11 protein-coding genes and 1 other RNA gene are annotated in these 12,159 nt (G+C 59.7%); 7 read left to right on the top strand and 5 right to left on the bottom strand.

The window, feature by feature from the left end; translation table 11 throughout:
- Nucleotides 1-106: 106 nt before the first annotated feature.
- A complete protein-coding gene (gene fur, locus AC0Z8Z_RS11830) occupies nucleotides 107-514 on the bottom strand; it encodes a ferric iron uptake transcriptional regulator (protein ID WP_065987616.1) in 408 nt (135 codons plus the stop codon).
- A 98-nt stretch (nucleotides 515-612) separates the two neighbouring features.
- Here fur and AC0Z8Z_RS11825 point away from each other — a divergent pair, with 98 nt between their 5' ends.
- A complete protein-coding gene (locus AC0Z8Z_RS11825; RefSeq protein ID WP_122535412.1) occupies nucleotides 613-1,137 on the top strand; it encodes an outer membrane protein assembly factor BamE in 525 nt (174 codons plus the stop codon).
- Between the two features lie 87 nt (nucleotides 1,138-1,224).
- On the opposite strand, the gene AC0Z8Z_RS11820 is transcribed toward AC0Z8Z_RS11825, so the two are convergent.
- Genes AC0Z8Z_RS11820 through AC0Z8Z_RS11810 form a run of 3 tightly spaced genes read right to left on the bottom strand, consistent with a single transcriptional unit; the run spans nucleotide 1,225 to nucleotide 3,383 of the window.
- Nucleotides 1,225-1,545, bottom strand: coding sequence for an RnfH family protein (locus AC0Z8Z_RS11820; RefSeq protein WP_485619218.1), 321 nt, complete (start codon nucleotides 1,543-1,545; stop codon nucleotides 1,225-1,227).
- Complete coding sequence (locus AC0Z8Z_RS11815) at nucleotides 1,538-1,972, bottom strand: type II toxin-antitoxin system RatA family toxin (RefSeq protein WP_485619217.1); 435 nt, start codon at nucleotides 1,970-1,972, stop codon at nucleotides 1,538-1,540. The genes AC0Z8Z_RS11820 and AC0Z8Z_RS11815 overlap by 8 nt, the downstream gene beginning before the upstream one ends.
- A 7-nt stretch (nucleotides 1,973-1,979) precedes the next feature.
- Nucleotides 1,980-3,383, bottom strand: a complete 1,404-nt coding sequence (locus tag AC0Z8Z_RS11810; RefSeq protein WP_485619216.1) for a sodium-dependent transporter — start codon at nucleotides 3,381-3,383, stop codon at nucleotides 1,980-1,982.
- A gap of 127 nt (nucleotides 3,384-3,510) precedes the next feature.
- On the opposite strand from AC0Z8Z_RS11810, the gene smpB reads away from it, so the two are divergent.
- Entirely contained in the window at nucleotides 3,511-3,993 is a 483-nt protein-coding gene (smpB, locus tag AC0Z8Z_RS11805) for an SsrA-binding protein SmpB (protein ID WP_065987620.1), read from the top strand.
- Between the two features lie 81 nt (nucleotides 3,994-4,074).
- Here smpB and AC0Z8Z_RS11800 read toward each other — a convergent pair whose 3' ends face one another.
- The gene (locus AC0Z8Z_RS11800) at nucleotides 4,075-4,842 is read right to left on the bottom strand and encodes a GntR family transcriptional regulator (RefSeq protein ID WP_122535409.1); all 768 of its coding nucleotides are present in this window, start codon (nucleotides 4,840-4,842) and stop codon (nucleotides 4,075-4,077) included.
- A 415-nt stretch (nucleotides 4,843-5,257) separates the two neighbouring features.
- On the opposite strand from AC0Z8Z_RS11800, the gene AC0Z8Z_RS11795 reads away from it, so the two are divergent.
- The 5 genes from AC0Z8Z_RS11795 to ssrA all read left to right on the top strand — a co-directional run bounded on the left by AC0Z8Z_RS11795 (nucleotide 5,258) and on the right by ssrA (nucleotide 12,064).
- Entirely contained in the window at nucleotides 5,258-6,964 is a 1,707-nt protein-coding gene (locus AC0Z8Z_RS11795) for a lactate permease LctP family transporter (protein ID WP_485619215.1), read from the top strand.
- A 66-nt stretch (nucleotides 6,965-7,030) separates the two neighbouring features.
- Nucleotides 7,031-8,176, top strand: a complete 1,146-nt coding sequence (lldD, locus tag AC0Z8Z_RS11790) for an FMN-dependent L-lactate dehydrogenase LldD (protein WP_205484792.1) — start codon at nucleotides 7,031-7,033, stop codon at nucleotides 8,174-8,176.
- A gap of 71 nt (nucleotides 8,177-8,247) precedes the next feature.
- A complete protein-coding gene (locus AC0Z8Z_RS11785) occupies nucleotides 8,248-11,058 on the top strand; it encodes an FAD-binding and (Fe-S)-binding domain-containing protein (RefSeq protein WP_485619214.1) in 2,811 nt (936 codons plus the stop codon).
- A gap of 210 nt (nucleotides 11,059-11,268) precedes the next feature.
- On the top strand, nucleotides 11,269-11,559 hold the full coding sequence (locus AC0Z8Z_RS11780; protein ID WP_074888420.1) for a hypothetical protein: 291 nt from the start codon (nucleotides 11,269-11,271) through the stop codon (nucleotides 11,557-11,559).
- Between the two features lie 113 nt (nucleotides 11,560-11,672).
- Nucleotides 11,673-12,064, top strand: a transfer-messenger RNA (tmRNA) gene (gene ssrA / locus AC0Z8Z_RS11775).
- Nucleotides 12,065-12,159: the final 95 nt, after the last annotated feature.

Raw genomic sequence — 12,159 nt, 5'->3', positions numbered from 1 at the left:
ACCGTCACGGCCTGGCCCGGCCCACACCGATCCCAGCCGCCGAACGCGGAGTGCAGAAGCAACAAAGGCGACCCGAAGGTCGCCTTTGTCGTACTTCACAAGAGGCTTACACCTTTTGCTTGCGTACGTAGAGCACCAGATTGTGATCCACCAGCTCGAAGCCGTGCTTGCTCACAATGGCTTTTTGCAGTTTTTCGATCTCTTCGTCGAAGAACTCGATGACCTCACCGGATTCCACGTTGACCATATGGTCGTGGTGGCCTCCGTCAGCCAGTTCAAATACCGCGTGGCCGCCGTCGAAGTTGTGGCGAACCACCAATCCGGCTGCTTCGAACTGAGTCAGAACTCGGTAAACCGTTGCCAGACCGACGTCTTCGTTGGCCTCCATCAGCGCCTTGTAGACGTCCTCTGCGCTCATGTGGCGCTGCTGCGCAGAATCGAGCATTTGAAGGATCTTGACCCGCGGCAGGGTCACTTTTAGTCCGGCTTTGCGTAGTTCGCTATTTTCAACCATGGTCAGCTTTCTCGCAGACGCTGCTTCGCAGCTTCTCTTAATGCAGGTATGATCGGGGTTTACGTTGTCCCAGCCAAGATAGTGGAAGTCGCCCACCGATGCAAAACACCAAGCTCTTGCTAACCAGTTTCACCTTTGTGGGACTGCTCGCACTCGCCGGTTGTTCATTCCCCGGGGTTTATAAAATCGACATCCAACAGGGCAATGTCGTCACGCAGGACATGATAGACCAGTTACGCCCGGGAATGACCCGTCGGCAAGTAAGGTTTATCATGGGCAACCCCTTGTTGACCGACACTTTCCACCCTGAACGCTGGGACTATCTGTACAGCCTGCAGCCTGGTGGTGGCGAACGCCAGCAGGAGCGCGTGAGCCTTATCTTCAATGGCAACGACCAGTTGGCGAGTCTGTCAGGTGACTTCAAGCCGGGTGTCAGCCGCGACGAAGCCATTCTCGGCAAGGGCAGCGATACAACTGTCACCCCCGAAAACCAAGGGACAGAGCCGCCGAAGGAAGAGCCACCGAAGCCTGGCTCGTTGCTTGAGCAGATTCAAAACGACGTCGACAAAGTCGAAACCGTGCCCATTCCTTCCCAGGAACCACTGGATACGAATCCGCGTTGAGCCACCGTTTCCTTGTGGAATCAGCCGCATAAAAAAGCCCGGACATCCCGGGCTTTTTTACGTCTCTCAATCGAGCCGATGAGAAAATTAAATCGGTTTTTGCGCCTTTCTTGAAGCCGCAGCTTTCAGAGCACGCAGACGGCGTATCTCTTTCGGATCGGCCAGCAACGGGCGATAAATCTCAACCCTGTCACCGGCCTCCAATTCGTGCTGCTCCGACCCATCGATAAGCTTGCCGAAAATGCCCAAGGGGCAGTGTGCGAGATCCAGCTCAGGAAAGCGCTCGGCCATGCCCGACGCGATGGCTGCGGCACGTACCGATGTTCCGAGGGGCACGTCCAGTGCAAGCAGTGCCTGACGGTCGACGGCGGCATAGACCACCTCGACCCGAATCATCGGCTCAGCCATGCAGCTCTTTGGCTCGCTGGCAGAACGCGTCAACCAACGTGTTGGCGGCCTGATTGAACAGCGGCCCCAAGGTCGCGCGTACGATGGAGCCGCTGTAGTCGAACGACAAGTCCAGGCTGATCTTGCAGGCCTTTTCATTCAGGGCCTTGAAAGTCCAGACACCGTGAAGCTGGCTGAAGGGCCCCTCCACCAGATTCATCTCGATGGTTTGCCCAGGCGTCAGCGTATTACGCGTGACGAAGTGCTGGCTCAAACCGCCTTTGGCGATCTCGACACGCGCACGCATTGAGGTATCACTCTGCTCCAGCACACTGGCGCCGGAACACCAGGGCAGGAACTCGGAGTAGCGACTCACGTCATTGACCAGGTCGTACAGCGCCTGGGCGGGATATGGCAAAAGGGCGGAACGTTGAATATGCGTAGTCATGTCAGCGTCATTTCCAAAGCTGAGCGGCAAAGACAATCAGGATGCCGATCGGCGCCACATAGCGCATCAAAAAGAACGTTAAAGCGAACAGAACCGGGCTGCGTACCGACAATTCGTCACGCACCGCGCCGCGTCCCATCACCCAACCTGCGAATACCACAAAACACAAACCACCCAGCGGCAACATGATCCGCGAGGTGAAGAAATCGATCACGCCGAAGAAATCCAGTCCCGACGACGCTCCCCACTGATAGAGATGGAAGCCGGCGCCTTCGTTCACGAAGAATTTGGCCTGCTTCCAGATGTTGAACGAGAACACCGTCCCCAACCCGACGAACCAGCAGATAAACGATAGCCAGAAAGTCACCCAGCCGCGGCGAACCTTTGTGCGCTCGACCAAGTACGCGACCATGGGCTCGAGCAAGGAAATGGCCGAGCTCCAGGCCGCGACGGCCACCAGAATAAAGAACACCACGCCCATGACGGTACCAAACGCGACGTTACCAAACGCGTAGGGCAGCGTAACGAACATCAGGCCCGGCCCTTCGCTTGGGTTTAGGCCGGCTGCGAACACAATTGGAAACAATGCGAGGCCCGCCAGCAGTGACACGAACGTGTCGAGCAATGCAACGCCCACGACGGTTGCGCTGATCGAGGCCTCTTTGGTCATGTAGGCGCCATAGATCATGATCGAACCGACGCCCACACTGAGTGAGAAGAACGCGTGGCCCATGGCCGGGAGAAGACCATCCAGCAGCTTTTCGGGCGTGAAGTCGAACATGAAATGCACGCCTTCCATGAAATGCCCGGTGGTCAGGCTGTAGCCCAGCAAAATCACGATGAGCACGAATAACAAAGGCATCAGGATGCGCAAACTGCGCTCAAGGCCGGCGTTGACGCCCTTGGCGATGGTGATCGCGGACAGCAGCATGAACAGCGTGTGCCAGCCCACCAGACGCCATGGATCGGCGATCATCTCGCCGAAATAGGCACCGACACCGTCAGGCGTCACGCCCTTGAAATCGCCTTTGCCGACATCAATGATGTACTCGAGCGACCAGCCGCCGACGACGCTATAAAAAGAGAGGATCAACAACGCGGTGATCATGCCGGCAAACGCGCCCCAGGACCACTTCGACGAATGCCCGGCGGCGAGTGCCAGCGAACGCAGCGCGTTGGCCGGGCTCTGCCGTGCGCGGCGACCGATGAGCGTCTCGGCAATCATCACCGGAATCCCGATCAGGGCAATGCACGCCAGAAACACCAGCACGAACGCACCACCGCCGTAGACGCCGACCATGTAAGGGAATTTCCAGATGCTGCCCAACCCCACGGCAGAGCCGGTGGCAGCCAGGATGAACACCCAGCGACTGGCCCAACTCCCGTGAACCGAAACCTTGTCCGTCGACATCGTTGACACGTCCAACACGCAAAAAAGATCGCGCATTGTCCGGGATTCACTCCACGTGCTCAAGCACGCAGCTTCAGCGCGCGAGCCCATAGCCGAGACGCCCGTTGATCCCTATAATGCGTCGCCTATGGCTAAGCTCAAGAAACATCCCACAGGGACCATCGCGCAAAATAAAAAGGCGCGTCACGATTACTTCATCGAACACAAGTTCGAGGCCGGTCTGGTCCTGGCTGGCTGGGAAGTAAAAAGCCTGCGTGCCAACAAGGTGCAGCTGGTTGACAGTTACGTGTTGCTCAAAGACGGTGAGGCCTGGCTGATGGGTAGCCATATCTCGCCACTGACGACAGCCAGTACCCACGTCATCGCTGACCCGACACGCACCCGTAAACTGCTGCTCAACAAGCGCGAGCTGGAAAAGCTGACGTCGTCTGTTCAGCAAAAAGGCTATGCCTGCGTGGCCCTTGCCCTTTACTGGAAGCAGCACTTGATCAAGTGCGAGATTGCTCTGGGCAAAGGCAAGAAGGAATACGACAAGCGCGACACCGAGCGCGAACGCGACTCCAATCGCGAGCTGCAACGCGCGGTGCGTAACAAGGGCAAGGAAGACTGATTCAGTCTTCCTTGCCGCTTCGAAAAGCAGCGCCTGTAGATGACGCACGGCCCGCAACCACTCCGGCGCCGTGCAACATCTTCAAATCCGGTTCCGCCGTTCGGCCCGCGCAGTGCGCTGCACCTGCTGGCGCACTTCCTCCAGCACCTCCTGCACGTACAGCAAATGACGGCTCGACACCTCTCGGGCATCGTCCGCCCGGCCTTCGATAATCGCCATGTACAACTCACGATGCTGATCAATCAGCATGTCGCGGGTTTCTGCGCGCTGTTTGTACATGCCGCCAATGTTGGTGACCACGCTGCGCCGCAGCAGATCGAACAAGCCACGAATCGTATGCAGCAACACAGCGTTATGGCTGGCTTCGGCGATGGCGAGGTGGAAGCTGGCATCTGCAGCGCCCTCCTCCGCACGGCTCACTTCTTCCGCACGGCTGTAGCAATCCTGCAGCGCATCAAACGCTTCACGCAGCCGTAGCCGGTCGACATCGGTTGCACGTATGGCCGCGTAATAAGCGCAGGAGGCTTCCAGGGTGTGGCGGAATTCGAGCAGGTCGCGCTGGGCTTCCGGGCTGCTTTCCAACAGATGAAGCAGCGGATCGCTGAATGTGGACCCGAGACTGTCGACGACGTAATTGCCGCCGCCCTGACGACTGACCAGGAGCCCTTTGGCCGTAAGCTTTTGAATAGCCTCACGCAGCGAGGGACGTGACACCCCAAACTGCTCGGCAAGTGCTCGCTCAGCTGGCAGACGACCGCCGGAGCTCAACGTGCCCTCCAGAATCATCCTTTCCAGCTGCTCGACAATCTCGTCGGACAAGCGGCGCTGGCGCACCTGATCAAAGCCCATAACCCTTCACTCCACAACCCGGCAGCCCCGTCTGACGTGATGCGGGGCGCATATTCTCGCCGATCGCGATCAGACATTCACCCGCCAGGTGTAGGAGAAATCTCCCTCTCAGGCGAAATGCGGGCGAGCTACTACGAAAGTTTACGCGTCATAAATTGACACACCGTCAACAAGGCTTCTAACCTAGCTCCAAGACATTGTAAATTGGTATTACCAATTTACAATGCCGGCGACGGACGGCTACCACCGTACTGCGCCGCAGGCACTTCCCGACGGCGGAACGCTTGAGCTGGTGAGCTGTGCGACTCGTTCGTCAGCGCCGACAGGAAGACAGAAAAGCAGTTGTCGCCTGCAGGAGCCGCGCACGTAAGACATGGACACCGGGCCTAACCAAAAACAATTAGGGGCCTCATACATGCAAACCTGGCAACAGCTCTACACACCTCTTGGCGGCCTGGGCCTTTCGGCGCTGGCGGCTGTCATTCCGATCGTTTTCTTCTTTCTGGCGCTGGCGATATTCCGGCTCAAGGGCCACATCGCAGGCGCGATCACGCTGCTGCTCGCCATTTTGATCGCGATCTTCGCGTTCCAGATGCCTGCCGACATGGCTGTCGCGTCCGCCGGCTATGGGTTCCTTTATGGCCTGTGGCCCATCGCGTGGATCATCATTGCGGCGGTGTTTCTCTACAAACTCACGGTCAAAAGCGGCCAGTTTGAAATCATCCGCAGTTCGGTCATGTCGATCACCGACGACCAACGCATTCAGGTCTTGCTGATCGGTTTCTGCTTCGGCGCATTTCTGGAAGGGGCGGCGGGCTTCGGTGCGCCGGTGGCGATCACCGCCGCATTGCTGGTCGGGCTGGGACTGAACCCGCTGTATGCCGCCGGCCTCTGCCTGATCGCCAACACCGCACCGGTGGCGTTCGGCGCACTGGGCATCCCGATCATTGTGGCTGGCCAGGTGTCCGGCCTCGACCCGTTCAAAATCGGCGCCATGGCCGGTCGTCAATTGCCACTGTTATCGGTGTTCGTGCCGTTCTGGCTGATGTTCATGATGGATGGCGTAAAGGGCGTCAAGGAGACCTGGCCAGCGGCTCTGGTCGCGGGCGGCAGTTTCGCCATCGTGCAATTTCTGACCTCCAATTTCATTGGCCCGGAACTGCCTGACATTACCTCGGCGCTGGTCAGCCTCGTGTCCCTGACCTTCTTCCTGAAAGTCTGGCAGCCAGCCCGCTCAGCCGACGCGCAAATCGTCGGTGCGTCCGGCGGTGCTGCGGTCATGGGCGGCGGCGCTGGTAATGCGGGCGGCTTTGGTCAACCGCGCACTACCAAGAAATCCCCGTACTCGGCGGGCACCATCATCAAGGCATGGTCGCCCTTCCTGATCCTGACTGTCGTCGTGACGATCTGGACGCTGAAGCCGTTCAAGGCGCTGTTCGCTGCGGGCGGTCCACTGCAGGCACTGACCATGAACTTCCCGGTGCCTCATCTGGATCAACTGGTCATGAAGATGGCGCCGATTGTCGCCAACCCGACGGCCATGCCAGCGGTGTACAAGTTCGACCTGCTCGCCGCCTCGGGCAGCGCGATTCTGATCTCGGCCATTCTGGCGATGATCGTGCTGCGCATTACCCCTAAAACAGGTGTGGTCACTTTCAAAGAAACGCTGATCGAACTGCGCTGGGCAATCGTCTCCATCGGCATGGTGCTGGCCTTCGCCTTCGTCATGAACTACTCCGGCATGTCCTCAACGCTGGCGCTGGTCCTTGCGGGGACGGGTAGCGCGTTCCCGTTCTTCTCGCCGTTTCTCGGCTGGCTGGGCGTGTTCCTGACAGGCTCCGACACCTCGTCTAACGCGCTGTTCGGCTCGTTGCAGGCCACCACTGCGCATCAACTGGGCGTCAGTGACGTGCTGATGGTCGCGGCGAACTCCAGCGGCGGCGTAACTGGCAAGATGATTTCCCCGCAATCGATCGCGGTGGCCTGCGCGGCGACTGGCCTGGTGGGTAAAGAATCCGACCTGTTCCGCTTCACCCTCAAGCACAGCATTTTCTTTGCCACCATCGTTGGCTGCATCACCTACGCCCAGGCGTACTGGTTCACCGGCATGCTGGTTCATTAATCAGACGAGCGCCGGGCGTGTTTCATGCGCTCGGCTGCGGCCCCGCTCACTCATCTGCGAGATCCCATGATCATTTCTGCCTCCACCGACTACCGCGCCGCCGCCCAGCGCAAGCTCCCGCCGTTCCTGTTTCACTACGCCGACGGCGGCGCCTACGCCGAGCACACCCTGCGCCATAACGTTTCTGACCTGGCCAGCATCGCGCTGCGCCAGCGCATCCTGAAGAACATGTCCGAGCTGAGTCTGGAGACGACGCTGTTCGGTGAAACCCTGAGCATGCCGATGGCACTCGCACCGATTGGCCTCTGCGGCATGTATGCCCGTCGGGGCGAAGTCCAGGCCGCCCGCGCTGCAGATGCCAAGGGCATTCCGTTCACGCTGTCGACAGTTTCGTTGTGCCCGATTGAAGAAGTCGCCCCGGCGATCAAGCGGCCCATGTGGTTTCAGCTGTACGTGCTGAAGGATCGCGGTTTCATGCGCAACGCGCTGGAGCGAGCCAAAGCCGCCGGCGTCAAAACACTGGTGTTCACCGTCGACATGCCTGTCCCGGGCGCTCGCTACCGTGATGCGCACTCCGGCATGAGCGGCAAAAGCGGACCGATGCGACGCGTCTTGCAAGCCATGACTCACCCGCAATGGGCGTGGGACGTGGGCATCAACGGCCGGCCCCACGATTTGGGTAACGTGTCGGCCTATCGTGGCAATCCCACGGGGCTTACCGATTACATCGCCTGGCTGGGCAACAACTTCGACCCGTCGATTTCATGGAAAGACCTGGAATGGATTCGTGATTCCTGGGACGGCCCGATGATCATCAAGGGCATCCTCGACCCGGAAGACGCTCGCGACGCCGTTAAATTCGGCGCCGACGGCATCGTCGTGTCCAATCATGGCGGCCGCCAGCTCGATGGTGTGTTGTCCAGCGCCCGTGCGCTGCCCGCCATTGCCGACGCCGTGAAAGGCGATCTGAAGATTCTCGCGGACTCCGGCATCCGCAGCGGCCTGGACGTGGTGCGCATGATCGCCCTCGGGGCCGACACCGTGCTGATCGGCCGCGCGTTCATCTACGCCTTGGCCACCCACGGCGAGGCTGGGGTGAAAAACCTGCTGGATCTGTTCGAGAAGGAAATGCGCGTCGCAATGGTCCTTACCGGCGCCAAGTCGATCAGCGAGATCACCCGTGATTCGCTGGTCCGCGAACTGGGCGCCTGACTCCGCCGATTCCCCGCATGCGGCCCGACAGAGGCCGCAGCGCCACCGAGATGCCCCACGAGGAAAACAGCATGACTTTGCCCGCCGCGTTTCTGGCCGGTGTGAACAGCCTCATTCCTGCCGGTCGACGCTTCGACGACCCGCTCTCGACCCTGGCATTCGGCACCGACGCCAGCTTTTATCGGCTGGTCCCCAAACTGGTCATCCGCGTCGAATCCGAAGATGAAGTCGTGACGCTGCTCAAACTGGCGCAGGCCGATAAAGTCCCGGTGACCTTCCGCGCGGCCGGCACCAGCCTCTCGGGGCAGGCGATCAGCGACTCGGTGTTGATCGTTCTCGGCGACAACTGGAACGGCCGTGAAATACGCGAGCAAGGCGCGCAGATCCGTTTGCAACCCGGCGTCATCGGCGCACAGGCCAACGTCTGGCTGGCGCCATTCGGACGCAAGATCGGTCCGGACCCTGCGTCCATGCATGCGGCAAAGATCGGCGGCATCGTCGCCAACAACTCCAGCGGCATGTGCTGCGGCACGGCCCAGAACACCTACCACACCCTCGCCGGCATTCGGCTGGTGCTTGCCGACGGCGCCCGCCTGGACACGGAAGATGCTGCTAGCGTCGATGCTTTTCGCGTAAGCCATGCCGATCTGCTGGAGCGCCTTGCGCAACTGGGTCGCGAGACCCGCGCGAATACCGAACTCGCTGCAAAGATCCGCCACAAGTACCGCCTGAAGAACACCTGCGGCCTGTCGCTGAACGCCCTGGTGGACTTCGACGAGCCCCTCGACATCCTCAGCCATCTGCTGGTGGGTTCGGAGGGCACGCTGGGTTTCATCAGCGCGGTGACCTACGACACGGTGCCTGATCACCCGAACAAGGCGACGGCACTGATTGTCTTTCCCGACATCGAAACCTGCTGCAACGCTGTCACGGTTCTGAAAACCCAGCCGGTCGCCGCCGTCGAACTGCTTGATCGACGCAGCCTGCGCTCGGTGCAGAACAAGCCAGGCATGCCGGCATTCGTTCGTGAGCTGTCGGAGGGTGCCTGCGCACTGTTGATCGAAGCCCGCGCCGCGACCCGACCGTTGCTGCACGAACAACTGGCGCAGGTCATGGCGTCCATCGCGCATTTCCCGGTCGAGAAGCAGGTCGACTTCACCGAAGACGCGACCGAGAACGCTCGGCTCTGGGCCATTCGCAAGGACACATTCCCTGCCGTCGGCGCGGTGCGTGAGACGGGTACGACGGTGATCATCGAGGACGTGACCTTCCCCGTCGAGCAACTGGCCATCGGCGTTCGGCGATTGATCGAGCTGTTCGAAAAGCACCGCTACGACGAGGCGATCCTGTTCGGCCACGCGCTGGAGGGCAACTTGCACTTTGTCTTCACTCAGGGCTTCAACGACCCGACGGAGATCGCGCGCTATTCAGCCTTCATGGACGACGTCACGCACCTGGTGGCCGTGGAGTTCAATGGCTCACTGAAAGCCGAACACGGCACCGGCCGCAACATGGCGCCCTTCGTGGAGCTTGAGTGGGGCCGCGAGGCTTACGCGCTGATGTGGCAACTCAAACGGCTGCTCGACCCCGCTGGCATCCTCAATCCCGACGTCGTGCTCAGTGAAGATCCGCAGGTGCACCTCAAGCACCTGAAACCCATGCCGGCTGCCGATGCGATCATCGACAAATGCATCGAGTGCGGCTTTTGCGAACCGGTGTGTCCGTCGAAAGGGCTGACCCTGAGCCCACGGCAACGCATCGTCATGTGGCGCGACATTCAGGCGAAGAAACGCGCAGGCACGGACACAACTCAGCTGGAGCGCGACTACCAATACCAGGGCATCGACACCTGCGCTGCCACCGGTTTGTGCGCGCAGCGTTGCCCGGTCGGCATCAATACAGGCGAGCTGGTGAAGAAGCTTCGCGGGCAGCAAGCGCATCATGACAAGGCCGCCAGCTGGATCGGTCAGCACTTTGCGACAGCCATGAAGGGCGCGCGATTTACGCTGCATGCGGCCAATGGCGCCCGCATGCTGCTTGGCGCACCGAGGCTTGCGAAGATATCCAGCGCGCTGAGCAAGGCGTCCTCAGGCCGCATGCCGCAGTGGACGCCAGCCATGCCGCAGCCCGAGAACGCTACTCGATTCTCCCCGCCGGTTGAAGATCAGCGCCCTCGTGTGGTTTATCTGGCGGCGTGCGTGTCCCGTGTCATGGGGCCTGCGGCAGGTGATCGCGAACAGACGTCGCTGATGGACAAGACCCAAAAGCTGCTGGAGAAAGCCGGTTATCAAGTGGTGTTTCCGGAAGACCAGGACAGCCTGTGCTGCGGCCAGCCTTTCGCCTCCAAGGGCTACGCCGAACAGGCGGAAGACAAGCGTCAGCAACTGCTTGCCGCGTTGACCAAGGCCAGCCGCGGCGGGCTCGATCCAATCTACTGCGACACCAGTCCCTGCACGCTGCGCCTGGTTCAAAACCTCAAGGAAACCCGACTCGACCTGTACGATCCAGTCCGTTTCATCCGCACCCATCTGCTGGACAAACTGGTGTTCACCCCGCAGCAGGCACCCATCGCTGTTCACGTCACCTGCAGCACGCAACAGCTGGGCGAGAGCCAGGCGCTGGTCGACCTCGCGCGGATGTGCAGCGTGAATGTGGTCATCCCCGAAGGTATTCATTGCTGCGGGTTCGCGGGGGATAAAGGGTTCATGACGCCCGAGCTGAATGCCCATGCGCTGCGCTCGTTGAAAGACGCTGTTCAGTTCTGCGATGAAGGCATCTCGACCAGCCGGACGTGCGAGATCGGGCTCACGCGACACGGCGGCATCGACTACCACGGTCTGGTCTATCTCGTGGACAGGGTGACTCAACCAAGAACCGCTTGATGCACACAAATGGGGCGTAGATCGCACCATTATCTCGAAACATCCGGCAACGTGGCTTTTTCACAGCACTGTGAAAAAAAATAGAACCCCTGCGATGGTCGGCAGTCCATCTCTTTAAGCGCCACAACCCATTCGGCGCTTTTTTCCTCTATCTCGGGCACCGGCGGAATCAGTCGGCGATACCGAGTCAACAGGCTCAAGGAGATACACATGAAGCGCACCGCACTGACTGGACTGTTTCTTACCGCTGCACTGTTGGGTTCCCCGGTCTTCGCTGCTGATGACCTGTGCGGCGCGAACATCGCGGCACTGAAAAATGCTGAGGCGTCGACCACCACCAACCTGACCGGCGACAGCAAGACTGACATCGAAAAAACCGTTGCTGATGCCACCGCTGCGCAAAAACGTGGCGATGACAAGGAGTGCATTTCGATCACTACCAAGAAAATCACCGAGCTGAAGACCGGCGGTGACGGTAGCGACGGCGGTGCCGCCAAGTAATGACCGAATCGCGACTGGCCCAACGCCGTCGCGAGCGGAATGTCAGGCGAACGGTCGACGTATCTCATTGATTCGGGTAGACTCCGCCGCCTGACTGCTAGAGCAGCAGAATTGGGGCCGATTAGGATTCGACGCCGGTGATGAAACTCTAGGGGCATGCCGACTTGGTAACAGAAGTCGTAAATCCACTGTTGCAACTTTCTATAGTTGCCAATGACGAAACCTACGGGGAACAAGCTCTCGCCGCGTAAGCGGTGCTAGCCTTCCTTCTGGTAGCTTCGGCTCCAGCAATCACCAGGGGATGCCTGTAAACCCAAAGTGATTGTCATATAGAACAGGATCGCCGTGCAGTACGCTGTGGACGAATCGGCTAAAACTTACACAGCTCGCCCAAAGCACCCTGCCCGTCGGGTCGCTGAGGGTTAACTTAATAGACACGGCTAAGCATGTAGGCCCGAAAGCGGAGTACTGGCGGACGGGGGTTCAAATCCCCCCGGCTCCACCAAATCCAAAAAAGAAGACGTCCTCGGACGTCTTTTTTTGTGCCTGAAATCCAGTAAACACGAGGGTTTCAGCTCTTTTGGGGGCTTTGGAGGATTT

The sequence above is a fragment of the Pseudomonas sp. 1L-C-7-B-C1 genome (genome assembly GCF_057291635.1).
Note: the sequence above shows the minus strand (reverse complement) of the source record. Positions and strands in the feature narration are given on the sequence as shown.